Below are 25467 nucleotides of genomic sequence, written 5' to 3' on the forward strand. Positions count from 1 at the left end.
GCCCGACACCGTTCCCACGGCAGGCGGTACGCCGCTGCTGCGTCCGCACGCCGAGCAGGTGTACGCCGGCGAGCTCGCCGCGCTCGCCGCCGCCGACACGAGGGCACGCCCGCCCTCCTGGCGGCTGTCGCCATGGGCGGTCGTCACCTACCTGCTCGGCGGCGTGCTCGACGACGGAACGGTCATCTCCCCGAAGTACATCGGCTCCCGGCGCCTCGTCGAGGTCGCGGTGGCCACCCTCGCCACCGACCGGGCGCTGCTGCTGCTCGGCAGCCCCGGCACGGCCAAGACCTGGCTGTCCGAGCATCTCGCCGCGGCAGTCAGCGGCGACTCGACGCTCGTCGTGCAGGGCACCGCCGGCACCTCCGAGGACGCCGTCCGCTACGGCTGGAACTACGCCCGTCTCATCGCCGAGGGGCCCTCCCCCGACGCGCTGGTGCCCTCACCGGTGATGCGCGCGATGACCCGCGGCTCGATCGCCCGGGTCGAGGAGCTCACCCGGATGGGCGCCGAGGTGCAGGACGCGCTCATCACCGTGCTGTCGGAGAAGACCCTGCCCGTCCCCGAGCTGGCCAGCGAGGTGCAGGCCGTCGCCGGGTTCGCCGTGATCGCCACCGCCAACGACCGTGACCGTGGCGTCAACGAGATGTCCTCGGCGCTGCGCCGGCGGTTCAACACCGTCGTGCTGCCGCTGCCCGCCAGCGAGGACGCCGAGGTGGAGATCGTCACCAGGCGGGTCGCCGACCTCGGCCGAACGCTGGCGCTGCCGGACGAACCACCGGCCGCCGCGGAGGTCCGCCGCGTCGTGCGGATCTTCCGCGAGCTGCGCGCCGGTGTCACCGGTGACGGGCGCACCACCCTGAAGACCCCGACGGCCACCCTGTCCACCGCCGAGGCGATCAGCGTGATCACCGGTGGGATGACACTCGCCACCCACTTCGGTGACGGGCGGCTACGCGCCGAGGACGTGGCCGCCGGCCTCATCGGAGCGGTGATCAAGGATCCCTCGACGGACCCCGTGGCCTGGCGGGAGTACCTCGAAGGCGTGGTCCGGGACCGCAGGGGCTGGTCGGACCTGTACCGGGCCTGCCGCGACCTGGAGGACGACGCAAGCGTCGCCGGCGGCGCCTGATGCCCGTCACCGTCCTGGGAGTGCGCCATCACGGCCCCGGGTCGGCGCGGGCGGTGCGGACAGCACTCGCCGAGCTCGATCCGGACCTCATCCTCGTCGAGGGGCCGCCCGAGGGGGACAGCGCGCTCACCCACCTCAGCACGCTCACCCCACCCGTGGCGCTGACCGCCTACGCCGTGGACGAGCCGCGCGACGCCGCCTTCTGGCCGTTCGCCGAGTTCTCCCCCGAGTGGCAGGCCCTGCTGCACGGCCGCGCGACCGGCGTGCCCACCCGGTTCATCGACCTGCCCTTCGGCCACGACCTGGCGTTACGCCGGCGTGACGCCGAGACCTGCCCCACCGACGAACCAGCGGCGCCCGATGACGGGACGGCGCCGGAGCTGGCGTCCGACCCACTCGGCTGGCTGGCGTTCGCCGCCGGCCACGACGACCCGGAACGCTTCTGGGAGGACCTCGTCGAACATCGCCGGCTCGCCACCGCCCCGGCGGATGCACCGCAGCGCCCTTCCCCGGCACTGGAGCTGTTCGCCGCCGTCGCCGAGTCCATGGCGGCACTGCGCGATCCCGATCAACCCCAGCCCGGCGCGGACATGTCGCGGGGGGTGCCGAGTCGCGAGGAGCTGCGGGAAGCGCACATGCGCCTGGAGATCCGCGCCGCCGGCAACGGCGCCGACGCCGCCAGTCGGATCGCCGTGATCTGCGGTGCATGGCACGTCCCCGCGCTGACCGGCCGTGCCGGGCGGTCCACCGTCGCCGCCGACCGCGAGCTGCTGCGCGGCGTCCGGCCCGTGCGCATCGCCACGACGTGGGTGCCGTGGACGCACGCGCTGCTGAGCGCCGGCTCCGGCTACGGCGCCGGCGTCACGTCACCGGGCTGGTACCAGCATCTGTGGACCGCGCCCGACGAGGTCGGCGCCCGCTGGGTGGCCCGTGTCGCGGCGCTCCTGCGGGCCGCCGACCTGCCCGCCTCGACGGCCTCGGTCGTGGAGACGGTGCGGCTCGCCGAGGCCCTCGCCGCGGTGCGCGAGCGGGCCGTCCCGGGGCTGACCGAGCTGACCGACGCGGTGCTCGCCGGGCTGTGCGCCGGTGACCCGGTGCCGCTGGCCGTCGTCCGCGAGCAGCTCGTCGTCGGTGATGTCGTCGGTGCCGTCGGCCCTGACGTGCCGACCGTGCCGCTGGCCGCCGACGTCGCCCGTGCGCAGAAGAAGCTGCGGCTCGCCCCCACCCCGACGGAGAAATCGCTGCGCCTGGACCTGCGCCGCGAGCTCGACCGGGAACGCAGCGCCCTGCTGCACCGGCTGCGCCTGCTCGACGTCGACTGGGGCGTCCCGGCCGTGGCCCGTAGCACCGGCACGTTCGCGGAGGCCTGGACGCTCGCCTGGAAGCCGACGTTCGCGCTGGCACTCGTCGCGGCCGCCCGGCACGGCGCGACCGTCGTGGACGCCGCGGGCACTGTCGTCGCCCTGCGCACCCGGGCGGCGCCCGACCTGGCCACGATCACCCGCCTGTTCGAGCAGGTGGTCCTCGCGGACCTGCCCACCGCGCTCGAAGCGGTCCGCGCGGCGCTCGAACACCGCGCGGCCACCACCGGTGACGTCGCCCATCTGATGCTGGCGCTGGCCCCGCTGGCCCGGGTCCACCGCTACGGCGATGTGCGCAACACCGACACCGGCCTGGTCGTCGGGCTGACGACGAGCCTGATGACCCGCATCTGCGCCGGGCTGCCGCCGGCCTGCGTCAGCCTCGACGATGACGCCGCGGAGGCGATGATCGCCGCCATCGACACGGCGGACACCGCCTTCGGACTCGTCGCCGACCCCGAACATGTCGCCCGCTGGCATGCGGCGGTGGGCGTCGCCGCCGCCAGCGGCAACCCGCTGGTCGCCGGGCGGTGCACCCGCATCCTGTCCGACGCCGGCGTGCTTGCCGCCGCGGCGGCGGCGACCAGGCTGGCGCGGGCGCTGTCCGTGGCCGGCGGAGCCCCCGGGGACGCCGCGCGCTGGCTCGCCGGCTTCCTCGGCCGGTCCGGTGCGGTGCTGGCCCGCGACCCCGCGATGCTCTCCCTCGTCGACGCCTGGTTGGCCGGCCTCGACGAGGACGCCTTCACCGTCGTGCTGGCGCCACTACGGCGGACGTTCGCCATCTTCACCGGCCCGGAACGACGGCTGATCGGCGAACGGGTCCGCTCCGGCCTGCCCCGGCCGACCACCGGCCCGCCGGGCGGCGTCGCGACAGACCCGGCGGACGCCGCAATCCCGGGCGGGAGCCCGGCCCCGGCCATTCCGCCAACCGGCGCGGTCCCCGCCGGTGGTGCTCCGGCCTGGGATCTCGACCGGGTCGCGGCCGTGCTGCCCGTCCTCGCCGCCCTGCTCGGTCCTGCCAGCACCGCGCCTGCCAGCACGGAAGAGGAATACTCCCATGCCTGACCACACGACCAGAAACGTCGACGGTGCGGGGTCGGGGCGATCCGTCGACGAGATGACGGAGGAGGAGCGGCTGCGGCGGTGGCGGCTGGTCCTCGGGGCGCCGGCGGCACCCGCGTTCGACGCGGCGCGGGCGCTGTCGAAGCGAGACGCGGACATCGACGCCGCGCTGGGGGCGCTCTACGACGCCGACGGCGACTCAGCCGGACGCCGTGGGCAGCGGCGCTCGGCGGGTCTAGGTGGATCGGCGCCGGCGGTGACCCGCTGGCTCGGTGACATCCGCGACTACTTCCCCTCGCCGGTGGTGCAGGTCCTCCAACGCGACGCGGTGCACCGGCTGGGACTCGCCCGGCTGCTGATGGAACCCGAGCTGCTCGCCGCGGCCGAACCCGACGTGCATCTGGTCGGCACGCTGCTGTCCCTGCGGTCCGCTCTGCCCGAACGGACCCGCGAGACCGCGCGGATCGTGGTGCGCAAGGTCGTCGAGGACATCCAACGGCGGTTGGCGCACTCGCTGCGCTCGGCGGTGCACGGCGCGCTGAACCGCGGCAAACGCACCCGAAGGCCGCGGCTGCCCGACGTCGACTGGAACCGCACCATCCTCGCGAACCTGCGTAACTACCAGCCCGAGCAGCGCACCGTCATCGTCGACCGGCTGATCGGATATCGGCGGGCCCGGCGGGTGGCGGCGTTGCGCGATGTCATCCTGCTCATCGACCAGAGCGGCTCGATGGCCTCGTCGGTCGTCTACGCCGGGGTGCTCGGCGCGTCGCTGGCGAGCATGAAATCGCTGCGCACCCGGCTGGTCGTCTTCGACACGTCCGTGGTGGACCTCACCGACTCCCTCGACGACCCTGTCGACGTGCTGTTCGGGGTTCAGCTCGGCGGCGGCACCGACATCGACCGCGCGGTCGGTTACGGCACCGGTCTCGTGCGCCGGCCCACCGACACCATCCTCATTCTGATCAGCGATCTCATCGAGGGCGGCGACCAGTCCTCGCTGATCGCCCGGCTGCGGGGGCTGGTCGAGTCCGGGGTCACCGTCCTCGTGCTGCTGGCGCTGTCCGACGACGGCGCCCCCGCCTACGACCACGAACTCGCGGAAACCTGCGCGCAGCTCGGCGCGCCGGCCTTCGCCTGCACCCCGGACAGGTTCCCCGAGCTGCTGGCCACGGCGCTGCGCCGGGAGGAGGTCGGCGGATGGGCGGCGCTGCACGGCCTCGTCCCGGTCTGACCGCGCCGGCCGGCGGCCGTCAGCGCGGACGGCTGGGCTCGGTAAAAGTCTGGGTGCCGAGGACCGCGAGCATCTCCAGGCGTTCGCCCGCACCGGAGCCGGGCTGCGGGCGGAACAGGACCAGCCGCTGCCCGGACGGCGGGCTGACCACGGCGTCGCATTCCAGGTCGAGCCGGCCGACCTCCGGATGGATGAACACTTTGCGGGTGGTTCGCCGCACCGCCACCTCCTGGCGCGACCACACCTCGCGGAACTGTGCGCTGGCCGCCGACAGCTCGGCGACGAGGGCCCGGACCGCCTCGTCCTCCTGCCGCCGGCCCAGCGTCACCCGCAGGTCGGCGACATGCTCGCGGCCGAGCGTGTCGTGCTGGTCGGGCAGGTATCGCCCACGGAGCTCGCTGTCGGTGAACCAGCGCCACAGGACGTTGCGTGCCCGGCCCTGCGCGTGGGCGATCGGACCGAGCAGCGCGACGTTCAACGGGTTCTGCGCCACGATGTTGGACAGGTCGTCGGAGATCAGCGCCGGCACGGTGGGCGCGAGTGCGTCCAGCACGCACATCAGGCCGGCGTCGGCGTAGCCGAACGAGGAATGCCGCGGCGGGGCCTCATGGCCGGCCAGCAGATAGACGTGATCGCGCTCGTCGAGCGTCAGGCGCAACGCCCGGGCGATCGCGCCGAGCATCGACGGCGACGGCCTCGGCCCACGCCCCTGCTCGATCCGCTCGTAGTAGTCCGTCGACATGTCTGCGAGCACGGCGACCTCGTCGCGCCGGAGCCCCGCGGCCCGCCGTCGGCCACCGGCGACCAGCCCGACGTCGGACGGCCGCAGCAGCTCCCGCCGGTGGCGTAGGAAGACACCCAGCTCCTGGCGCTGCACAGCGGTCCCTCCACGGTTCCACTCGACCGGCTCCCACGTGGCACCGTGCGCCCACGGCCCACCCGACGTCCCCATCATGACCGCGAGCGGCCCCGCTATCCCCGGACTCGCGATCCGGGGATGACCGGGACGCCGTAGAAGGCCGGCGGCGGCGTCAGGGTGGATGGCGAGCACCAGTGGCGTGTCACGGGAGGAATCATGTCCGACACCAGAATCGCACTGATCACCGGCGCGAGCCGCGGCCTCGGGCGCAGCATGGCCACCCATCTCGCCCGCGCCGGGGTGGGCGTCATCGGCACCTACAACAGCCGCAAGGACGAGGCCGATCGGCTCGTGGCGGAGCTCGAGGAGCAGGGGGTGCCCGCGGCGGCATTGCAGCTCGACGTGGGCGACAGCGCGGGGTTTGCCGGGTTCGCCGCCGGCGTCCGCACGACGCTCGCCGGCCTCGGCGCCGACCGCATCGACTACCTCGTCAACAACGCCGGAGTCGGCCTGTACGCGCCGTTCACGGAGACGACCGAGGAGCAGTTCGACGAGTTGTTCCGGATTCACGTCAAGGCGCCGTTCTTCCTGACCCAGACGCTGCTACCGCTGCTGGCCGACGGCGGGCGCATCCTCAACGTGTCCTCCGGCCTGGCCCGCTACACCCATCCGGGCACCTCCGCCTACGCCGCCGCGAAGGGCGCGATCGAGGTCCTGACCAGGTACCAGGCCAAGGAACTCGGCGAGCGGGGCATCCGGGTCAACGTGCTCGTGCCCGGGGCGATCGCCACCGACTTCGGCGGCGGCCGGCTCCGGGACAACGCCCAGCTCAACGAGGCGATCGCGAGCGCCATCCCGCTCGGCCGGGTGGGCGAGGCCGAGGACATCGGCGCGGCCGCGCCGCTGATCCTCGCCGACGGTTTCGGCTGGGCCAACGGCACCCGCATCGAACTGTCCGGCGGCCAGAACCTCTAGCTCGGCCGCAGCGGCGGCTGGGGCCCCGCGAGGAGGTGGTGTGCAGGGGAATGGAGCTTCCGGCACGGCACCCCGACTGCGGGATCTACACGGTCGGGACGGCCCCGGCCTGGCGACGGCGCGGCCTGGTGACGGCGCTGCTGCGCCACGTGCTCGCCGTCGCCGAACAGGACGGGGCGCGGACCGCGACCCTGCAGTCGACGCCGATGGCCCGGGCCCTTTACGCCGCCCTCGGCTTCCTCCCGGTCGGTCGTTACGAGGCATGGGTCCGCACGATCAGGACCGCGACCACCGCCGGTACTCGGCGCGACCGGTAGGCCAGGATTGGCCGATGGAATCGCAGTATCCGCCGATCGAGCCGTACGACGCGGGGATGCTCGACGTCGGCGACGGCAACCTCGTCCACTGGGAGGTCTGCGGCAACCCGGCCGGCAGGCCGGCGCTTGTCATCCACGGCGGGCCGGGTTCGGGCTGCTCGCCGGGCGCCCGCCGGTGGTTCGACCCGGAGCGATACCGGGTCGTCCTGTTCGACCAGCGTGGCTGCGGCCGCAGCACCCCGCACGCCGGCGACCACGCCACCGACCTGCAGCACAACACCACCGACCATCTGCTGGCGGACATGGAGCTGCTGCGCGAGCACCTCGGGATCGACCAGTGGCTGCTCTACGGCGCATCGTGGGGCTCGACGCTCGCCCTGGCCTACGCCGAGCGCCACCCGCTCCGGGTGTCGGGGATCGTCCTCGCCGGGGTGACGATGACGCGGCGGTCCGACATCGACTGGCTCTACCGGGGCGTGGCCCGGTTCTTCCCCGCCGAGTGGGAACGGTTCCGCGACGCGCTGCCGCCCGCCGATCGTGACGGCGACCTCGTCGCCGGCTACGCGCGCCTGCTCGCCGACCCCGACCCGGCGGTGCGTCAACGGGCCGCCGACCAGTGGTGCGCCTGGGAGGACGCGGTCATCTCGCTGGAGTCGAACGGGCAGCCGGGCGCGTACGGCGCTCGCCCGCGGCGGGCCCGGCTCGCGCTGGTGCGGATCTGCTCGCACTACTTCGCGCACGGGGCCTGGCTCGACGAGGGCGCGCTGCTGCGTGACGCCGGTCGGCTCGCCGGCATCCCGGGGGTACTGATCCACGGCCGCCACGACCTGGGCGGCCCGTTCGACGTCGCCTGGGAACTGGCCCGCGCCTGGCCGGGCGCGCAACTCGTGCCGGTCACCGACTCCGGCCATACCGGCAGCGACACGCTGGGCCGCCACCTGCGCGGCGCGCTTGACCGGTTCGCCGCAGGTCAGGACGGGAGCTCGGGCGCGCCGACGTGGGCGGGAACGGTGATCTCCACGCGGTCGGCGTAGAAGGCGACCCGGCCGGCGATGTCGGCGACGGCCGGGTAGGGGGTCTCGTAAGTCCAGATGACGTCTCTGAGCGTCGTGCCGTCCGCCATCTCGACGCTGTAGTAGCTCGCGTCGCCCTTGTACGGACAGTAACTGGTGGTCTCGCTGCGGCGCAGCACGCTCTGGTCCACATCGGCGATCGGGAGGTACTGCACCGGCGGGTAGCTGGCCTCACGCAGGGTGCGGGAGTCGTGCGAGTCGGCGACGACGCGCCCGTCGATCTGGACGACCACCCGCCCGCGGGTCGGTCCGATGGTGATCGGATGGTCGGCGTTCGGCAGCAGGACCGTTCGCGACATCAGGGTTCCTCCAGACCGGGCGGAGCGTGATTCGGCGCGAATAGAGGCTCCGCCGCCTGCCGGGAACCGTCAAGCCTGCTCGGCGACGGCGACGGCCGGCCGCGAACGGCAGGTCTGATCAGACCTCGCGCACCCGGGTTCGGCCACCTCAGCGCGACATTTAGACGACACTTTGTTGCCAATGTCTCACACACGGTCGATACTCCGACCACATCAAGGCATTGACCGACACTCGGGGGGACTTTCATGCAACCGGACACCGCCGAACCCGCCAAACCGGCGTTCCTTGCGACCTACCTTGCGGGCCTCCCACAGCCCGAGCATGATCACGCCGGTCCGGCCCGCAACGTCCGCGTGGACGACTTCGACGGCCATCACGTCGTCATCACGACCACCTACGAGATCTCCGTAGACGGACGGCCGCTGGACGTACACATCGGCCTGTCCAAGGATGGCTCGGCGCACTGCCACGGTCTGCCCGCCTACCAGCTTCCCTCTCTCGTGGACCTGGTGCGGGTGCTCATCCGCACCTTCCCGGACGAGTTCTCCCCGCAGACGCCGCCCGCGGACGGATCCGAAAACCACGAAGGCCACGAAGGCGGGCACGGCAGCCACACCCACGACGACCACGAGATGCCGGGAGGAAGGTGAGATGGCCACCGTCCGCCGCGACATCCTCCGCGACGACGCCGCACGTGCCGCCTACATCCGCGGCATCAGGCTGCTCAAGCACGAACCCACCACGCTGACCACGGACCGGTTCGGCATCCCCGGCCGCGCCCGGCCCGTCTACACCTACGACCTGTTCGTCATCTGGCACGTCCTCGCGATGAACACCGCGGTGCCGCCGGGCGGTGACGCCGGAACCCGCAACGCCGCGCATCGCGGGCCGGTGTTCCTGCCCTGGCACCGGGTCATGCTCCGCTGGCTTGAGACGCACCTGCAGCGCGTGCTCGCCGACCCGGACTTCGGCCTGCCCTACTGGGACTGGGCGCTCGACGGCACGCCGCCCGCGCAGGGCGGGGTGGCGAGCCCGGCGGCCTCGGCGTTGTGGCGTGACACCCCGGACGGCTTCGGCGGCCAGGGCAGCCCGGTGGGCGGCGGCGCGTTCGCCTTCGACCGCGCCGACCCGACGAGTTTCCGGGTCCGGATCGCGACGAACTCGAACGGCGCTCTGCGCCAGGTCGCCGAGCGTGGCCTCGCCCGCAGGTTCGGCCAGAACGCTCCGTTCGGTTCGCCGCGGCTTCCTCGCACCGGCGACGTGCGCACCGCCTACGACACCCGGGCGGATCCGACCCTCGCCGACTACGACCGGCCGCCCTTCGACATCTCGTCCCGGGGGTTCCGCAACCGGCTGGAGGGCTTCACCGGGCCCGGCCTGCACAACCAGGTCCATCTGTGGGTCGGCGGGGACATGGCCCCGGCATCCTCCCCGAACGACCCGGTGTTCTTCGTCCATCACTGCAACGTCGACCGACTCTGGGAAGGGTGGATGCGGCGCAACGGCCGCCACTACCAGCCGGACATGACGGCCCCGGCGAGTCTGCTCGGCCACCGGATCGACGACCCGCTGGTCTCCCCGTTCACCCCGGCCAGCAAGCCGGATACTCCGGGCAGCGTGCTCGACAGCTCCGCTCTCTACACCTACGACGTCCTGCCCTGACCCGCCCGCCGGCCGCCCCCGAGGTCAACGCAGACCGGTGCGTGCCGACGCGGCGCCGCCACCGGTGATCAGGACGCGGCCGGGGTACCGAGCTCGGCACGGTCGACCAGGTCTGCGAAGCCGCGGCGGTCGACGAGGTCGGTGAACAGGTCCACGACGTCGGCGGCGAGTAGGCGCAGTTCGTCGGCCGCGACCGGGCGGTTGCTCTCGAAGGCGAGCTCGACGGTCCGGGCGAGCAGATCCGCCCGCCGTTCCAGGTTCGCCACCGCCGGTTGGGCGGCGGCCCGCGCCGCCGCGCCCCCGCCGTCGACCAGCTCCCCCTCGGCCCGCACGAAGCCCTCGAACGTCGCCTGGAACGCGTAGGCGACCTCGTCGGGCCCGAGCTCCGCGCGTAGCACGCCGTGTTCGGCGAGCAGCCAGAAGTACCGATCGGAAACCAGATGATGCCGTTCGTCCCAGGCGGGATCGTGCTGGCGGGCCAGCCGGCCGAGCAGCTCCTGGTCGGCGACCAGCAGCCCGCGCAGCAGCGGGCGATGCATAACAGCGAGGAAGTAGTCGTGGGCGAACTGGTGCGGCAGGCAGGTGCTCGGCTGGACCCGCACCGCAGCGAGCAGCTCGGCGATCGCCCGGGCCACCACCCGGTCGAAAACCGCGGCGAACAGCTTCTCCCGCGTCTCCCAGTGCAGGTAGACGGTGCCCTTGCCGATGTTCGCGCCGGCGGCGACGTCCTCGACGGTCACCCGACGCGCCCCGTGGCGCAGCAGCAAATCCTCGGTGACGTCGAGGATGCGCGCGGCACGCTCCTGCCCGCGCGACGGGTCCCGGGACCGGCCGGCTGTCAGGCTCACGCGATGACCGTATGACCATGTTCGAGAGCTGGTCAACGTTCATCACACCGCGCATTCAACTTTTGACCAGATTTCATAATTGGTCATACGCTGACAGTTCGATCGGCCTCGACCCCACACCGCGGAGGACGCATGGGCAACCGGACGGCGCTCGTCTCCGGTGCCGGCATCGCCGGTACGACTCTCGCGTACTGGCTGGCGTGGCACGGCTTCCGGCCGACGGTGGTCGAGCGCGGGCTGTGGCAGCGAACCAGCGGCAGCCCCGTGGACGTGCGCGGCCAGGCCCTCCGGGTGGCGGAGCGGATGGGGGTGCTCGCCCGGCTGCGGGCCGCCGCCACCGACGTGACGGGAATGCGGTTCGTGGACACGGCGGGCCGCAGCGTCGGCCGCGTCAACCTGCGCGCGCTCGCGCGCTCGACCGGCGGCGGCGACGTCGAACTTCCCCGTGGCGCGCTCGCCTCGATCCTGCAGGCGGCGAGCGCGGAGCACGCCGAGTTCGTGTTCGGCGACTCCATCGCCGGTCTGACGCAGGACGAGCACGGCGTCGACGTGACCTTCGATCACGGCCGCCCCCGCCGGTTCGACCTGGTCATCGGCGCCGACGGCCTCCATTCGGTCGTGCGCCGACTCGCCTTCGGGCCGGATACGAACTTCGTACGTCATCTGGGCCTCTACGCTGCCACGGTGCCGTTCAACGGGTCGATCGAGCACCGGCGCGAGGTGGTCATGCACAACACGCCGGGCCGAGTCGTCGCCCTGCACCCCTCGGCTACCGGGCCGATCGCGTTCTTCGCCTTCCGCCGCCCTGAGCTCGCCGAGTTCAACCATCGCGACATCGACCAGCACCGCACCATGCTCACCGGCGCCTACGCGGCCGGATCCTGGCGGATGCCGGAGCTGTTGGCACGGGCGCAGGCAAGCGAGGACCTCTACTTCGACGCGGTGAGCCGGGTGGACGTGCCGGCCTGGTCGGCCGGCCGGATCGCGCTCGTCGGCGACGCCGCCTCCTGTGTGTCCCTGTTCGGTGACGGCTCCTCCCTGGCCATGGCCGGGGCGTTCGCGCTTGCCGAGGAACTGGCCGCAACCTCCGACGATCATCGCTCGGCCCTGCGCCGTTATGAGGCCCGCCATCGCCGCCTGGTCGAACCACGCCAGCGCGGCGTCGAGCAGGCTTCCCACCTACTCATTCCCGCCACCTGGGCCGGCATCCGTGCCCGCAACGCCGCCACCCGCCTGTGGCCGGCCGCCGCCGCCGCCGGCTGGCTCGGCAGCCGGCTGTCCACCGCCGGCCGCGGCCCCGCCGGCCGCGTCCCCCGCCCGGCCGGCGCTACCTCACCGGGCTGATCACCGCCCGCCTCGGTCCAGGCTCGCCGGATCGCCGCCCGGGAACGCCGCGATCACGACGGTGGCTGCCAGCTCGTCGGACACCTCAATCCGAGCTGACAGCTCGGCGCCCGCTAGGGCGTCCACGAGCGAGGGTGCCTGCCGCGCACTGGTCTCGAACAACAGGCTTCCGCCCGGTGCCAGCCACGACGGCCCCCCTGTGACCACCCGGCGTAGCACGTCGAGACCGTCAGTCCCGCCGTCGAGAGCCAGCCGGGGCTCGTGCTCCCGTGCCTCGGGTGGCATCAGGCCGATCGCATCGGTCGGCACATACGGCGCGTTGACCACCAGGAGATCCACACCTCCGCGCAGCTCTCCGGGCAGCGCGGCGAACAGGTCGCCCTCGTGCACCCGGCCGCCGACGGCGGCCAGGTTGCGCCGAGCGCAACGCACCGCGGCGGGCTCGATGTCGGCGGCGTGCACTTCGGCACCGGGCAGGGCCGCGAGCAAGGCCGCGGCCACCGCGCCCGATCCGCAACACAGGTCGACCACGATCCTGACGGGACTGGCACCGGCCTGCTCGAGGGCCTGCTGGACGAGAAACTCGGTGCGGCGACGGGGCACGAACACGCCAGCCTCGATCGCGATCCGCAGGCCACAGAACTCCGCCCAACCGAGGATGTGCTCCAGAGGCTGGCCGGCGACCCGGCGATCGACCATAGCGGTGAGCTCGGTGGCGGTCCGGGCAGCGGCGACAAGCAACCGGGCTTCGTCCTCGGCGAAGACGCAACCCGCGGCACGCAGCCGGCGGACGACAAGGGCCGCCGGGGAAGAGGGTGACGAGGGTGACGGAGATGACGACACGGGAAGCCTTTCGGAACACCGAAGGGCGCCCTCCCGATCACCAGGCCCGACTGCACCTAATGCGATCATGGGAGGAGTACGCCCACCTTGATATTGCGGAAATGGGTCCCACCTCCTCAAGACGATCACCTATGACGGCGCCCACAGTACCACCCACCTCGCTCTACCAGGGGCTACTCGGCCAGCGGCAGCGGCAGCAGGGCCTGGTCGAGCAGCCCCGCGGCGACCGTGCCGACGACGGCGAGATCGAGGTAATGGCAGGCCATCGCACCCGCATAGCTGGGGCCGCCCCACGCGTTCACCGTGAAATTCGGGTCCAATCCGCCGAGCATCTGCACCCCGGCCCGCCAACACAGGTAGAGCAGCAGCACGGCCAAGAGGGCGAGCACAGCCAGCCGCCAGAGCCCCGCCGGGCTATGCCGGACGGCGCGGGCTGTCAGCCCGATCCGCCGCGCCGCGGGCCGGCCGAGCGGCGCGGGCAACAGGCCACGGGGACGCCGCTCGGACGGAAGCCGGCGGCGGCGCAGCCATGCCCCGGCGGTGAGCGCCCCAGCCAGAATCAGTACGATCAGGTGCGGGCCCCAGGCGGCGGTGCCCGCGCTGTGCCCCGCACGGACGGGCGACCGGTCGTGGTAAGTGACGCCGCCGGAGACGACGCCTGCGCTGAGAGCGGTCACAGCCAGCGCTGACAGGACGGGCGAGAGCCCTGCGGCCGCCCGCCGCCGGCGAGTGGATAGACGCGGCTTCATGCCCATCACCGTCGCTTTTCTGGACCGGCCTGTCGTCCGTCGACAGCACCCCCTCCGGCCCCTTCGGAGGGTGGATCGGAGCGGCTCGATCCGACCTGAGGCGGATAGCCTGCGTCATCCTGTGGATGGACGCCGAGGGCCGACATCGGCGTCTACCCTCATGTCCCATGGCGCTCGCCACGCCGGCACCGCCCGGCCCAACCCAACCGCCCGCGCCCACGGGCGCATCCGTCGGATCCACGGCCGCCGGCACCTTCGACCGGGCCGACCGAAGCGCCACCCTCGGCGTGGTCGATATCGCGATCGTTCTCGCTTCTTTTGCCCTGTTTACCTTGCCGGCCGCATTGACCCCGACGGTCGCGCCGGGGGCCGACGGCTACGGCTCAACCGCCCATGTTCTGCTGTTCGGGGTGCTCGCCGCCGCTCCGTTGATCGCGGCCCGGCGCTGGCCGCTGCCAGTGCTCGCCACCGTCACCGCGGTCCTCTGCTCGGCCGCGCTCGCAGGAGTCCGTTTCACCCCGCTCGTCAGCAACGCCGGACCAGCGCTCGGCGTCGCCGTCCTCACCGTCGCCGACCGCCACCCCAGGCGGACGTCGGTGGCCGCGGGCACGATGGCCGTCGTAGCGATATCGGTCGCCACCGCCGTCGCCATGCGGCTGTATCCCGATCAGGATCAGGATCAGGTCCAGGCGCTTGTCGCCGCAGCGGCATGGCTGGTAGGCGATGCCTTGCGCACCCGCCGCCGCTACCGGTCCCGCCTGGTGCTGGAGGCGCGCCGAGAGGCCACGGAGCGGGAGCGCCGTATCCGCGCCGAAGAACGGCTGCGGATAGCTCGAGACGTCCACGACGTCGTGTCGCACACGCTGAGTCTGATCGCGGTCCGCTCCGGCGTTGCCCGGCTACTCGAGGACCCGCGCGAGGCGCACGAGGCACTGGGCGTGATCGAGACGACGAGCCGCTCGGCGCTCGATGAGGTGCGCCGGGTCCTACGCGCTACCCGTCAGGAGATCCGGGAGCCATCGGGTCGATCGGAAGCGATGCAGACGACGCCGCCGCAGGCGGAGCCGGCCGAAGTCCCGGGCCAGGCGGATCGACCGGTGGCGGCGGACGGACCGGCAGGAGTCGCCGGGTTGGCGTGCGTGGGCGATCACGCCGATGCCGACGAACCAGCCAGAATCACCGAACCGAAGCTCGCAGACCTCGACCATCTGGTCGCCGGGCTCCGGCGGCGCGGGTTCCACCCGTCATACCGGCGTACAGGCGCCGCTCGCAGCTATCTGCCGGTCCTGGAGACCTCGGTATACCGCATCGTCCAAGAAGCTCTGACGAACGTGGTCCGACATGCCAACGCCGCCGAGGCACAGGTCACCGTGCACGATGGGCCGCGGGAACTGATCGTGAGCATCGTCGACGACGGCCGTGTCTCACCGAGCGGCGCAGCGCACCACCTCGGCGACGAGGTAGACGAGGTAACGGAGGATTGCCACCGCGATCAGTCACGATCCGACCCAGCCGGTGAACCACGCGGTCCAGCCCCACGACGGCCCGAGCCAGACAGGGGATCAGGCCCCGGGCTAGGCCTGATCGGGATGCGCGAGCGAGCAGAGCTGTTCGCCGGCACGCTCGCTGCGGGCCCGCGGGCAGCAGGTGGATTCGCGGTCGTGGTCCGCTTTCCCATCTCACCCGCCACCGTGCTCGCCCAGCAGTCTCCCGCGCTCCCCCCAGCCTCCGTTCGACCGAGCCCCGTCGGGCACGGTGCAGGCCGATGATGCCGGCGACCGACGCTTCCGTCCGGGTTCTCATCGCCGACGACGAGGCATTGGTACGAGCAGGCTTCCGGGTGCTGGTCGAGTCCGCTTCCGATCTTTCGGTGATCGCGGAGGCCGATACCGGCGCCCAGGCGGTGCGGTTGGCCAGGCAGCTGCGTCCGGACGTCGTGCTCATGGACATCCGAATGCCGATCATGGATGGCTTGGAGGCGATGCGGATCATCGTCGCGGACCCGGACACCGCCGCGACGCGCGTCCTCGTGGTGACGACCTTCGATCAGGACGAGCACGTCTTCGCGGCCCTGCACGGCGGCGCCAGCGGGTTCGTCCTCAAGGACACCCGCCCGGAGGACCTCCTGGCCGCGATCAGGATCGTGGCCGTCGGCGACGCGCTGCTGACCCCGAGCATCACCCGGCGGCTTATCGCCGAGTTCGCCCAGCGGCCGCAGCCGCCCACAGCCCGGGGCGAGGAACTGAGCCGGTTGACGGAGCGGGAACGAGAGGTACTCCTCCAGGTTGCAGCGGGATTGTCGAACTCCGAGATCGCCCGGCAGCTGTTCGTCGGCGTTACGACTGTCAAGACGCACGTCAGCCGACTGCTGACCAAGCTCGGAGCACGCGATCGAGCACAGCTCGTCGTCGCCGCGTATGAATTCGGCGCCGTGCTCCCCGGCACCGGCTCGCTCCCGCCCGCATCGAACAGCTCGTGATGGTGGTTCAGTCGAGGGCATGCCCCGTCGTCGCGTCGACGTGGTCGGGCAGCAGGTCGTGGCGGTCCCCCACGGACAGGGTGCCGGTGGGTTCGACCAGAAGGATCGATGCGCCAGCCGGTGATGCGGGACGGTGCTCCATGTTCCGCGGCACGACGAAGATCTCCCCCCGGTTCAGGATGACGACCCGTTCCCCTCCGTCCAGCCCGTCGCGCAGGCTGATGTACAGCGTGCCCTCAAGCACGAGAAAGAACTCGTCGGTGTCGGAGTGCGCGTGCCAGACATGCTCGCCAGCGACTTTGGCGATGCGTATGTCGTAGTCGTTCACCCTGGCGGCGACGCGGGGACTCCACAGTTCTTCGAAGCTGTCGAGCGCGGCAGCAAGATCGATCGGTTCCGCCCGCCGCACTCGCGGAAGTTCGGCAGGCGCTGCCTCCGCGACGGCGTTTGCGGGGCCGGTGGACACGGAGCCCGCGGAGGTATCGGCGGATGCGAGACGACGGTCAGGCCCGGGGGGCTTGCTCTGGGGTCATACGTGAATACTCCCGCCGGGCAAAGGAATGTACGAGTGCTAGGAATCGCGCATGTCGCATGGATCCTCGCAGTCGGACCGCCCGCCGGCCCACCGGATCGCGGTGATCGTGGATGACGGGTCGAACCCGTTCGAGCTGGGCGTCGCCACCGAGCTGTTCGGGCTGCGCCGCCCCGAGCTCGACCGGCCCCGGTACGACTGCACGCTCTGCGCACCCAGGCCGCAGATCCACATGCACGGCGGGTTGTTCACCTTGTCCGGCGCCACCGGGCTCGACGCGGTGTCCGCCGCCGGCACGGTCATCGTGCCGAACCGTCCGGATCCGCTCGTCGCACCGCCACCGTCGGTGCTGGCCGCGATCCGGGCGGCCGGCGACCGCGGAGCTCGCCTGGTCAGCTTCTGCACGGGAACGTTCACCCTCGCCGCCGCGGGCGTGCTCGACGGCCGCCGGGCCACGCCCCACTGGCGGTGGGCCGACCTGTTCACTCGCCGCCACCCCGAGGTACGGCCCGAACCGGGCGTGCTGTTCGTCGACGACGGCGACGTGTGCACGGCCACGGGCAGCGCCGCCGCGCTCGACCTCGGGCTGCACCTCATCCGACGTGGCCCTGGGGCCGAGGTCGCGAACGCGGTCAGCCGGCGGTTGGTATTCGCGGCGCACCGCGACGGCGGGCAGCGGCAGTTCGTCCAGCCCGGCCACGTTGCACCGCCGGTTCCGTACCGAACTCGGCCTTACCCCACTGGCGTGGCTGACCGTCGAACGGGTCACGCTGGCCTGCCGACTACTCGAACGCGGGGAACGTCGCCTCGATCTCGTCGCCTGCGCCAGTGGCCTCGGGACCGCCGCGAGTCCGCGGGTCGCGCTGCGCCGGCACACAGGCCTCACACCCACCGCCTACCAGCGCCGGTTCGGGCCGGTCCGGCCATCGCCAGGTCCGACCAGCCGAGGCGATGGAGGCTGAGCAGGGATGGAGGCTGAGCAGGGATGGAGGCAGGTGGCGCAGGATCCGGCCGGCTACAGACGGACCGCGCCCGGTCAATACAGAAGTCGACAGCGACGAGACCCTGATTTTGGGGACGGCGACTTGTAGTCTTTCCTCGCCTGCAACGACTGTTTAGCCATAGCCATAGCCATAGCCTTCCGCGCCCGCCGCGTGCGAGGAGGAGGTTCGAGGATGGTGGGCGATCCATCCGTCATCGGCCACCTCGGCGCGCTCATCGTGGGCACGCGGGGCGATGCCGGGCCGGGCGAGGTGGTGGTCCGGGTCCGCGGCGGAATCGAAACGTTTCTCGCGCTGTCCGACACTCCGCTGCCCAAGGGCGCGTCCGTGCTGGTCATCGGGACGCGCGGGCCCCGGACCGTCGAGGTAGTGCCGTGGCTGGATCCTGCCGCCGTCTTCGGCGGCGATCTCTGACGAAAGGTTCGCGGCGTGTTTGGTTACCGAGTCCCCGCACCCGACCAGGCGATGCTCGTCTCAGGTGGGAAGAACCGCGGTGGGATGCCTTTCAAAGTGATCACCGGTCACGGCGGCTTCATTTTGCCGTTCTTCCGCAAGGTGCGCTTCCTGACGCTGGCGATGTGCGAGGCCGAGGTCGCGGAAACATGCGTCACCTACCAGGGCATCTCACTCAACGTCCGGGCCGTGATCGCTTTCAAGGTCGGCAACGACAGCGAAAGCATCGTCAACGCCGGCCAGCGCTTCCTGTCGGACCAGGGCCAGATGGCGGTACTGACGGGACGGATCTTCTCCGGTCACCTGCGTTCGATCATCGGTTCGATGACGGTCGAGGAGATCATCCGTGACCGGCAGAAGCTTGCCACCGAGGTGCTCGACGGGTCCAAGGCGGAGATGGCCCGGATCGGGTTGACCATCGACGCGTTACAGATCCAGTCCATCGACGACGGCAAACTCGGCTACATCACGGCAATCGCGGCACCGCACAACGCCGCCATCCAGCGCCAGGCGCAGATCGCTCAGGCCGAGGCCAACCAGGCCGCCGCGGAGGCCGAGCAACGCTCGCAGCGGGCGCAGGCGGAATACGCCCGGCAGACGTCCATCGTCCAGGCCCAGTACCGGGCGGAGATCGACCGGGCCCAGGCCGAGGCCTCGCAGGCCGGGCCGCTGGCGAAGGCCCAGGCGGAGGTGGCGGTGACCGCGGCGCGAACCGAGCTGGCCGAAGGGGAGGCTCAGTTGCGCCAGCAGCAGCTCATCACCGAGGTCGTCAAGCCCGCCGAGGCGGAGGCCGAGCGAGTCCGTGTCCTCGCCCTCGCCGAGGCCGAGAAGATGAGGATTCAGGCGGAGGCGGCCGCATCGCACAACCGGGTCGCCCTCGACCGGATGCTCATCGACCAGCTCCCGGAGATCGTCCGGCAGGCGGCATCGGGGCTGGCGGGCGCGAACGTGACGGTGCTCAACGGCGTGGAGGGCATCGGTGAGATTGCCACCGGCCTCGCCGGGCAGGGCGTGGCGATCTTCGAGGCGCTACGCGCAGGCGTCCGGCAGCCGGCGCACGCCCCCGAGGGCCACGACAACGGCGCCGGCGCCCGCGCCAAACACCCCGGCATCGCGGCGCCCCGGCCCATTCAGGAGACGTAGACGTGCTTGCGGCCGGCTGCGACGGGGCGCGCCTCCGTCCGGCCGCAGTATCCATACTCCACGTGGCGCCGCCACACCGTGAGGCGGCATTGATCTGCCTCGATCGTCCAGGTCCGCCGCTCGACCCGGTCCTCGACCTGAACAGGAATTCGGGTCCCCGCCTCTGTCGCCCGGCGGTGCGCCCAGGAGTGCGCCGCCTCCCACTCGCGGAAGGTGGCCACCAGTTCGCCATCGCCATCGTAGACCTGGAATCGGCGAGTCGCCATTGTCACGCCTTTCAGTTGTATTGGATAATGAGACCCGTGGAGCAGTCCACGGCGCGCGGTCCGGCCCGTGGAATCGACCCGGCCCACGACGGTGAATTGGCCGGCTCCGGGCGGGGATCGACGCCCACCCGCCCGGAGCCGGCGGTCGGCGGCCGCCGGCTCCGGCCCGCGTGCCGGCATGCCGAGCGGAGGTGGGCCACCCGATCGCCGACTGACCGGCCGCGGGCCTCACGGTGGCGGGCCGCGCCCTGGTTGTGAAGGGCGGTGCGATCAGGGCAGTCGGGGCTGTCGGGACCGTGGCGGCGGACCCCGTGGCGGCGGCGTGTGGCAGCGCCGACGCCGCCCGGCCGGTCGAACCGGCATGGTCGCCGCATCGATGGTGCGGACCCTGCGCGATCACCATCAACTACTCCCCGTGATTCGCCACTGCATCAAGTTTTCACTCAGAGCGTCAAGCTCGCCACTCAAAGTTAGCCAAGACCCGAAGCATGCCCCCTGCATCGACCATCTGCAAGAGCTTCTGTAAGAGTTTCGCTACCCAGAGCTGTGCACTGTGTATGAGGAGTGGCGATCCAGTGGCAGGATGCACCCATCACTCCGAGCAGACCGAAGGACGAGCGATGGCCACAAGCGGCGGTCCGACTGTGCGGCGGCGGCGGCTGGGCGCCGAGTTACGGCGCCTGCGAGAGACGGCGGGGGTCTCGGTCGACGAGGTCTGCCAACTGCTTCGCTGCTCGGTCTCGAAGGTCAGCCGGATGGAGAACGGGCGGGTGCCGGTACGCACGCGCGACGTGTCCGACCTGCTCAACCTGTATGATGTCACGGAGGGTGAGCAGCGCGACGCACTGATGGCGTTGGCCCGGGAGTCCCGTCGGCACGGCTGGTGGCACTCCTACCACGACGTCGTACCAGCCTGGTTCGAGATCTACATCGGTCTGGAGGGCGATGCCGCGTCGATCCAGGTATACGAGTCCCAGCTCGTCCACGGGCTGCTCCAGACCGAGGACTACGCCCGGCAGGTCATCCAGGCCGATGACCTGGAGATCGGCGAGGAGGAGGTCGAGCGCAAGATCGCCCTGCGGATGGACCGGCAACGCCGGCTCACCACCCCCGACCATCCCCGGCTGTGGGTGATCCTGGATGAGGCAGTGCTGCGCCGGGAGATCGGTGGCCGAGCAGTCATGCGCGACCAGCTCGAATTCCTCGCCAAACGGTCCGAACTCCCGAATGTGACGATCCAGGTCCTCCCGTTCTCGGTGGGCGCGCATGCCGGCCTGGGCAGCGCATTCTCGATACTCGGATTCCCCGACTCGCAAGACCACGAAGTGGTCTATATAGAAGAGGCGGCCGGCAGTCTTTACCTGGAGCGTGCTGCCGAAGTCCGACGCTATAAGTTGAAGATGAATCACCTTCTGGCCGCCGCCCTGCGGCCAGAAGAATCTGTACAGATGATACTATCCGTCGCAAAGGAGTTAAGATGACCAGGTTTGCGAAGCCCGATCTGGGCGGACCCTCCGAGCTGGCCTGGCGCAAGAGCAGCTACAGCAACGGAGCGGGTGGCATGTGCGTGGAGGTCGCCCCCTTGAGCGAGGGCATCGCGGTGCGTGACTCGAAGAACCCGCGCGGCCCCATGCTTGCCTTCTCGGCTGCCGAGTGGGACGCCTTCCTGGCCGGCGCACGGGACGGCGAGTTCGACCGGACCAGGGTCCACCCGGCCTGACCCACGCCCGGCCTGGCGAACCGGCCTGCCTCGAGCCTGCCGGCCGCGCCCGGCATCGCCCTGGTCCGACCCGGACGCCTCTACCGGATGCGACCGGACCGGGCCAGGGCCGGGAAGAGCCGCCGATCACGGCGCTGGAACGAGCCGATCAACGTCGGCGTTCCCGTCCCGACCGGGCCGAGGTTCCTGTTCGGACGGTGCCGTGGCGGCCGCACCACATGCCGGTTGGCTCTTGCGCAACGCCCCCCGGTCGCGCACTCTTGTAGATGTTCAGTCGGTCCTCGTTGTTCAAGTGTTCGTCCCGTTGTGGTCGTGGCATTTCCGGGGCACGACGTCCGCGCCGCCCATCGCGCAGGGTGGGCCGGCGGACCGGACGCTCCCGGCGCCGTGGCGGCATGGGACAACGCTCGGCCACCTTCGCCCGCTGGACGGGCCACGCGGGCTGCGAATGCCCGCCCAACGCGGAGGAGGGCAGTCGTTGTGATCATTTCTGACTGTACGGCTACCCGCATGCGGCGCCGCGACGTCACGGTCGGGGTGGCCGTGTCGCCGCAGGTGCTCGGTCCCGAGGTCCACCATGCCGCGCGTACGGGCACGAACCTCGTGGCCGCGTCGTGTCTCCTGCCGGCTGCGGGCCGGCATCAAACGGGACCGGTGGCCGGCGGGGCCGCCATCCCGTCGCCGTCCTAGCTGCGGACGGCACATCCGCCCGCATGCCGGGCACTCCCTCGAACTTGATCACGGTCGGTCCGCATCTGGATCCGCCGGGCGTCGACGTCCCCGACGCCACCGGCGGTTTGCGGGCGTCGCGGACCCAGATCGATACGCACTCCCACCATCCTGTTCCCCTGCCACTGGGAGGTGATTGCCGTGGCCACCGCCACGACCAACCTGCTCAACACCCCGATGAAAGATCAGCGCGTCGAACGTGTTCGGCGCGCGGCCCTGTCGGCGTATGTGGACGGGAAGATCTCCTTCGCGCAGGCGAACCTCCGGGTCCGCAAGGCCCTCGAACGCTTCGGAGTGTGATGGGCCGGCTCAGGCCAGGCGGGCGGCGCCGGCCGCCGGCCGGCCCGTCCGCTACCGGCGCGCTCCGCCGGCCAGGCCGCCCCTGGACCTCCCGGCCCGGCCGTCGGGCTCGCCGTCGCAGCTGACCTCATTCCCGGCGTCGGCATTCCCGGCGTCGGCGCGTGTCAGGCGAGGCGCAGGCGGCGGTCGGCCACGCCGACGGTGAGCTGTTGCCCCCAGGACAGCTCGATTGCATCCGCCTCGATACCGTCTCCGAACACGACCATCCGATCCGCCTCCACCAGGATCTCAAGTCGCGCCGGCCCGGTGAGGCTGCCCTCGGTGCAAGCGGTGCCCGTGGCCGGCGACGGCCACGCCTCGCGGACGAACCAGGCCAGCGCGCCGACGGTCGGCGCCGGCAGCGGAAGCTCGCTGCGCCGCTGCGCCCAGACCGACCGGCACCACCCCGTCGCGCCGGTGCCGGTGCCGACCAGCAGCCCGGACGACGCCTGCCGCTCGCTCACCGGGGCGCCCCCGCCGGCGGGCACCCGCAGCCGGTACCGGGCGGTCTGATGTCCGGGATCGCCGACGTAGACCTCGTTGAGAGCGACGATGCGCTGGCCGTCGTCGGAGCGGGCCTCAACCATGGTCAGCTCCTGTAGCAGGCGGCCGAGCCCCCGGGCGGCGTCCGTCGGCGATCCGTCGACGGTGCGCAGCAGGGCGGCGGCCTCGCTCGGGGCGTGCCGGACCAGGACACCCGGCGTGCGGGCGGGTTGGGCGTTGATCCCCAGGACGAGCTGCCCGTCGAGGTACTTCGCGACGTTCGCGACGAGCCCGTCCTGCCCGACGCAGACGACCACGTCGTCCGAGGCGAACAGGAACCGGTCGAGATCGGTCCGCTCCACCTCGCCGCGGCGCCAGTGCGGCGGGATCGCCGCGGCGGCCGCCTGGCGGGCCGCCGCGGCGGCGTCGTGGGCGGCCTGCACCTCGGCAAGCTCCCGCCCGCGGGAGGCCAGGAAGAACGCGGCCTGGCCGCGGGTGCCGTGCCGGTCGAGCAGCTCGGCGTACTCGGTGCGCCGGTGCACAAGCACCGCGCGCGGGGCGAGGCTCACCGGGGAGTGCCGGCGCGGACGAACCGGGCGACCGTCTCGGTGACCACGTCGGGGGTGATGGTGAGCGCCCCGATCGCGGGCAGATGGTCGGCGAGGTCGCGCACGGCGAGCGCGACCATCGCGGAGGTGTCCAGGCCGGTGACCGCGGCGACCCGGGCCGCCTCGGCCTCGGCTTCGGCCTGCCCGACCAGACGCACAGCCTCGGCCCGCGCCGCCGCCTCCACCCGGACCCGCTCGGCCTGCGAGCGGGCGGCCGTCTCGGCCCGCTCCGCCTCCGCTGCGGCGGCGATGCGGGCCGCCGCCGCCTGCTCGGTCATCCGGCGCTGCTCGTTGGCGCCTTCCTGGGTCACGAGCCGCTCCGCACGCACAGCCAGTTCGATCTTGCTTTGCAGCTCGTTCTCGGCGATGCGCCGCTCCTGCTCGACCGCGAGCGCGCGGCGGCCGTAGGTGGCCCGGTCGGCCTCGGTCTGGATCTGTTCCCGGGTGGGCGTGCGCAGCGCCTTCTCCACGTCCGGCGCCGGGCGGACGGCGACCACCCGGACCCCGACCACACTCACCCCCGTCTGGACCAGGCGGGCGTCCCCGCGCAGGCCGTCGGTCACCCGCTCCCGGATGACCGGCACCCCCTCGGCGAGGGCGGTGGTGAGTGACGTGCGGGCGAGCAGGTCCGAGGCGTACTCCTGGGCGAACTCGTTGATCATCCCGGCGAGCTGGTCGAGGGGCTTCTCCCGCCAGGTGCCGAGCTCGGGGTCGATGCCGAAGTCGAGGCGGGTGGCGGCCAGCACCGGGTCGGCGATCCGGTAGGTGACGGTGGCCTGCACCGCGACGTCCTGGAAGTCGGCGGTCCGCGCGTGGAAGAGCACCGCCAGCTCCCGGTCGTCGACCGGCACCTCGCTGATCACCGCCGTGCGCGGGCGGTACCAGAAGACCAGGCCGACGCCCTCGTGGGCGGCGGCCGCGCCGCGCTGGTGGCGAATGTACGCGGTGGGGGTGCCCCGCAGGTGGCATAGGAACGGGACCCTGCTGATGTCCGCCATGAGAACGCCCTCTCTTTATCGTCGAATCGACGATAAACGGGGACGAGGGTTTTCGTCAACCTGACGAGTATGGTTCCCCCATGCAGTCTCCGCCGGAGCCGTCTCCCGACACGACCGCTCACCCCGCTGGCGGCGCAGCGCTGCCGCCGGACCTCGTGGCGGTCGCGCTCAGCGTCGATCTGGTCCTGCTGACGGTCCGCAAGGAGCGGCTTCAGGTGCTGCTGGTGCGCCGCGGCATCGAGCCCTTCCTGGACCGCCCGGCCCTGCCGGGCGGCTTCGTCCGGCCGGGGGAGGATCTCGCCGAGGCGGCCGTGCGCGAGCTCGCGGAGGAGACCGGGCTGCGCCACCCGCCGGCGCACCTCGAGCAGCTGGCGACCTACGGCGCGCCGCAACGCGATCCCCGCGGGCGGGTCGTCACGGTTGCCTTCCTCGCGCTCGCGCCGCAGTCGCGCACGCCGATCGCCGGCACGGACGCCGCCGCGAGCTACTGGGCCCCGGTCGCGACCGCCGACGACGGGCCCGGACTGGCCTTCGACCACGCGACGATCCTCGCGGACGGGCTCGAGCGCGCCCGATCCAAGATCGAATACAGTGCGGCGGCGACGGCGTTCTGCGAGCCCGAGTTCACGGTGGCGGAGCTACGCCGCATCTACGAGCTGGTCTGGAGCGCGCGGCTGGACCCCCGCAACTTCCACCGCAAGGTGACCGGGACGGCGGGCTTCCTCGTCCCGACCGGGCGTTTCACCACTCGGGACGGAGGGCGGCCCGCGGAGCTGTACCGACGGGGCGACGCCCCGGTGCTGCATCCCGCGATGCTCCGGCCCGTCCCACGGCTACCCTGAGCGGGCCGGGTGGCCGCGGGCGGAAGGCGGCCGGGCGCCCGGGCGATCGGGGGGTGAACCCGGGCGGCCGGCCACCTCGACTATCTCACCGAAAGCACATACGGCGTCACTATAA

Annotated in this window: 27 protein-coding genes and 1 pseudogene; 19 read left to right on the plus strand and 9 right to left on the minus strand. The window is 71.9% G+C overall.

What is annotated here, in order from left to right:
- The 3 genes from NBZ85_RS02715 to NBZ85_RS02725 form a co-directional block, all read left to right on the plus strand.
- Nucleotides 1-1132 (plus strand): ATP-binding protein (locus tag NBZ85_RS02715; protein WP_261561467.1); only part of this gene is annotated, 1132 nt, incomplete at its 5' end.
- The gene (locus tag NBZ85_RS02720) at nt 1132-3558 is read left to right on the plus strand and encodes a DUF5682 family protein (RefSeq protein ID WP_261561468.1); all 2427 of its coding nucleotides are present in this window, start codon (nt 1132-1134) and stop codon (nt 3556-3558) included. The genes NBZ85_RS02715 and NBZ85_RS02720, both read left to right, overlap by 1 nt.
- Complete coding sequence (locus tag NBZ85_RS02725) at nt 3551-4789, plus strand: VWA domain-containing protein (RefSeq protein ID WP_261553960.1); 1239 nt, start codon at nt 3551-3553, stop codon at nt 4787-4789. The genes NBZ85_RS02720 and NBZ85_RS02725 overlap by 8 nt, the downstream gene beginning before the upstream one ends.
- A gap of 19 nt (nt 4790-4808) precedes the next feature.
- On the opposite strand, the gene NBZ85_RS02730 is transcribed toward NBZ85_RS02725, so the two are convergent.
- Nucleotides 4809-5666 carry a helix-turn-helix transcriptional regulator gene (locus NBZ85_RS02730; protein WP_261553959.1) on the minus strand — a complete coding sequence of 286 codons (858 nt, stop codon included), beginning with the start codon at nt 5664-5666 and terminating at the stop codon, nt 4809-4811.
- 198 nt (nt 5667-5864) lie between these two features.
- Here NBZ85_RS02730 and NBZ85_RS02735 point away from each other — a divergent pair, with 198 nt between their 5' ends.
- From NBZ85_RS02735 to pip, 3 genes are read left to right on the plus strand one after another with little or no spacing between them, the layout of a single operon-like run.
- Nucleotides 5865-6623: an SDR family NAD(P)-dependent oxidoreductase gene (locus tag NBZ85_RS02735; RefSeq protein WP_261553958.1), complete on the plus strand. Its 759-nt coding sequence runs from the start codon at nt 5865-5867 to the stop codon at nt 6621-6623.
- Between the two features lie 50 nt (nt 6624-6673).
- Nucleotides 6674-6940 (plus strand): GNAT family N-acetyltransferase, encoded by a 267-nt coding sequence (locus NBZ85_RS02740; protein WP_261553957.1) that lies wholly within the window; start codon nt 6674-6676, stop codon nt 6938-6940.
- A gap of 14 nt (nt 6941-6954) precedes the next feature.
- The gene (pip, locus tag NBZ85_RS02745) at nt 6955-7974 is read left to right on the plus strand and encodes a prolyl aminopeptidase (RefSeq protein ID WP_261553956.1); all 1020 of its coding nucleotides are present in this window, start codon (nt 6955-6957) and stop codon (nt 7972-7974) included.
- Here the strand turns inward: pip and NBZ85_RS02750 are convergent.
- Complete coding sequence (locus NBZ85_RS02750) at nt 7911-8312, minus strand: DUF427 domain-containing protein (RefSeq protein ID WP_261553955.1); 402 nt, start codon at nt 8310-8312, stop codon at nt 7911-7913. The genes pip and NBZ85_RS02750 overlap by 64 nt on opposite strands.
- Nucleotides 8313-8558: 246 nt before the next feature.
- On the opposite strand from NBZ85_RS02750, the gene NBZ85_RS02755 reads away from it, so the two are divergent.
- Nucleotides 8559-8963 carry a hypothetical protein gene (locus tag NBZ85_RS02755; protein WP_261553954.1) on the plus strand — a complete coding sequence of 135 codons (405 nt, stop codon included), beginning with the start codon at nt 8559-8561 and terminating at the stop codon, nt 8961-8963.
- Between the two features lies 1 nt (nt 8964).
- Nucleotides 8965-9975, plus strand: a complete 1011-nt coding sequence (locus NBZ85_RS02760) for a tyrosinase family protein (RefSeq protein ID WP_261553953.1) — start codon at nt 8965-8967, stop codon at nt 9973-9975.
- A gap of 68 nt (nt 9976-10043) precedes the next feature.
- Here NBZ85_RS02760 and NBZ85_RS02765 read toward each other — a convergent pair whose 3' ends face one another.
- Nucleotides 10044-10823 (minus strand): TetR/AcrR family transcriptional regulator, encoded by a 780-nt coding sequence (locus NBZ85_RS02765; protein WP_261553952.1) that lies wholly within the window; start codon nt 10821-10823, stop codon nt 10044-10046.
- A 132-nt stretch (nt 10824-10955) separates the two neighbouring features.
- Between NBZ85_RS02765 and NBZ85_RS02770 the strand changes: the two genes are divergently transcribed.
- Nucleotides 10956-12167 (plus strand): FAD-dependent monooxygenase, encoded by a 1212-nt coding sequence (locus NBZ85_RS02770; RefSeq protein WP_261553951.1) that lies wholly within the window; start codon nt 10956-10958, stop codon nt 12165-12167.
- Here the strand turns inward: NBZ85_RS02770 and NBZ85_RS02775 are convergent, their stop codons facing one another.
- Entirely contained in the window at nt 12168-13079 is a 912-nt protein-coding gene (locus tag NBZ85_RS02775) for a putative protein N(5)-glutamine methyltransferase (protein WP_264761151.1), read from the minus strand.
- A 104-nt stretch (nt 13080-13183) separates the two neighbouring features.
- Entirely contained in the window at nt 13184-13759 is a 576-nt protein-coding gene (locus tag NBZ85_RS02780) for a hypothetical protein (protein ID WP_261553949.1), read from the minus strand.
- A 332-nt stretch (nt 13760-14091) separates the two neighbouring features.
- On the opposite strand from NBZ85_RS02780, the gene NBZ85_RS02785 reads away from it, so the two are divergent.
- Both NBZ85_RS02785 and NBZ85_RS02790 read left to right on the plus strand, forming a co-directional pair.
- Entirely contained in the window at nt 14092-15528 is a 1437-nt protein-coding gene (locus NBZ85_RS02785; RefSeq protein ID WP_261553948.1) for a sensor histidine kinase, read from the plus strand.
- Entirely contained in the window at nt 15525-16238 is a 714-nt protein-coding gene (locus tag NBZ85_RS02790) for a response regulator (protein WP_261561470.1), read from the plus strand. The genes NBZ85_RS02785 and NBZ85_RS02790 overlap by 4 nt, the downstream gene beginning before the upstream one ends.
- Nucleotides 16239-16245: 7 nt before the next feature.
- Here NBZ85_RS02790 and NBZ85_RS02795 read toward each other — a convergent pair whose 3' ends face one another.
- Nucleotides 16246-16647, minus strand: a complete 402-nt coding sequence (locus NBZ85_RS02795; protein ID WP_261553946.1) for a cupin domain-containing protein — start codon at nt 16645-16647, stop codon at nt 16246-16248.
- Nucleotides 16648-17002: 355 nt separating this feature from the next.
- Here NBZ85_RS02795 and NBZ85_RS33940 point away from each other — a divergent pair.
- From NBZ85_RS33940 to NBZ85_RS02810, 4 genes and pseudogenes are all read left to right on the plus strand, one after another.
- Nucleotides 17003-17311, plus strand: a pseudogene (locus tag NBZ85_RS33940) (DJ-1/PfpI family protein); the annotation flags it as partial.
- 61 nt (nt 17312-17372) lie between these two features.
- On the plus strand, nt 17373-17732 hold the full coding sequence (locus tag NBZ85_RS33945) for a helix-turn-helix domain-containing protein (protein WP_308204936.1): 360 nt from the start codon (nt 17373-17375) through the stop codon (nt 17730-17732).
- Nucleotides 17733-17945: 213 nt separating this feature from the next.
- Nucleotides 17946-18185 carry an NfeD C-terminal domain-containing protein gene (locus NBZ85_RS02805; RefSeq protein WP_261553944.1) on the plus strand — a complete coding sequence of 80 codons (240 nt, stop codon included), beginning with the start codon at nt 17946-17948 and terminating at the stop codon, nt 18183-18185.
- Nucleotides 18186-18200: 15 nt separating this feature from the next.
- On the plus strand, nt 18201-19367 hold the full coding sequence (locus tag NBZ85_RS02810; protein ID WP_261553943.1) for an SPFH domain-containing protein: 1167 nt from the start codon (nt 18201-18203) through the stop codon (nt 19365-19367).
- Here the strand turns inward: NBZ85_RS02810 and NBZ85_RS02815 are convergent.
- A complete protein-coding gene (locus tag NBZ85_RS02815) occupies nt 19355-19633 on the minus strand; it encodes a hypothetical protein (protein WP_261553942.1) in 279 nt (92 codons plus the stop codon). The genes NBZ85_RS02810 and NBZ85_RS02815 overlap by 13 nt on opposite strands.
- A 620-nt stretch (nt 19634-20253) precedes the next feature.
- Here NBZ85_RS02815 and NBZ85_RS02820 point away from each other — a divergent pair.
- The 3 genes from NBZ85_RS02820 to NBZ85_RS02830 all read left to right on the plus strand — a co-directional run bounded on the left by NBZ85_RS02820 (nt 20254) and on the right by NBZ85_RS02830 (nt 22382).
- Complete coding sequence (locus NBZ85_RS02820; RefSeq protein WP_261553941.1) at nt 20254-21114, plus strand: helix-turn-helix domain-containing protein; 861 nt, start codon at nt 20254-20256, stop codon at nt 21112-21114.
- Nucleotides 21111-21353: a DUF397 domain-containing protein gene (locus NBZ85_RS02825; protein WP_261553940.1), complete on the plus strand. Its 243-nt coding sequence runs from the start codon at nt 21111-21113 to the stop codon at nt 21351-21353. The genes NBZ85_RS02820 and NBZ85_RS02825 overlap by 4 nt, the downstream gene beginning before the upstream one ends.
- 870 nt (nt 21354-22223) lie before the next feature.
- Nucleotides 22224-22382 (plus strand): hypothetical protein, encoded by a 159-nt coding sequence (locus NBZ85_RS02830; RefSeq protein ID WP_205446998.1) that lies wholly within the window; start codon nt 22224-22226, stop codon nt 22380-22382.
- Nucleotides 22383-22546: 164 nt separating this feature from the next.
- Here NBZ85_RS02830 and NBZ85_RS02835 read toward each other — a convergent pair whose 3' ends face one another.
- Complete coding sequence (locus tag NBZ85_RS02835) at nt 22547-23473, minus strand: hypothetical protein (protein ID WP_261553939.1); 927 nt, start codon at nt 23471-23473, stop codon at nt 22547-22549.
- A complete protein-coding gene (locus tag NBZ85_RS02840) occupies nt 23470-24510 on the minus strand; it encodes an SPFH domain-containing protein (protein ID WP_261553938.1) in 1041 nt (346 codons plus the stop codon). The genes NBZ85_RS02835 and NBZ85_RS02840 overlap by 4 nt, the downstream gene beginning before the upstream one ends.
- Nucleotides 24511-24590: 80 nt before the next feature.
- Between NBZ85_RS02840 and NBZ85_RS02845 the strand changes: the two genes are divergently transcribed.
- Complete coding sequence (locus tag NBZ85_RS02845) at nt 24591-25352, plus strand: NUDIX hydrolase (RefSeq protein WP_261553937.1); 762 nt, start codon at nt 24591-24593, stop codon at nt 25350-25352.
- Nucleotides 25353-25467 lie beyond the last annotated feature (115 nt).

It is taken from the genome of Frankia tisae, from assembly GCF_025403405.1.
Lineage (GTDB): Bacteria > Actinomycetota > Actinomycetes > Frankiales > Frankiaceae > Frankia > Frankia tisai.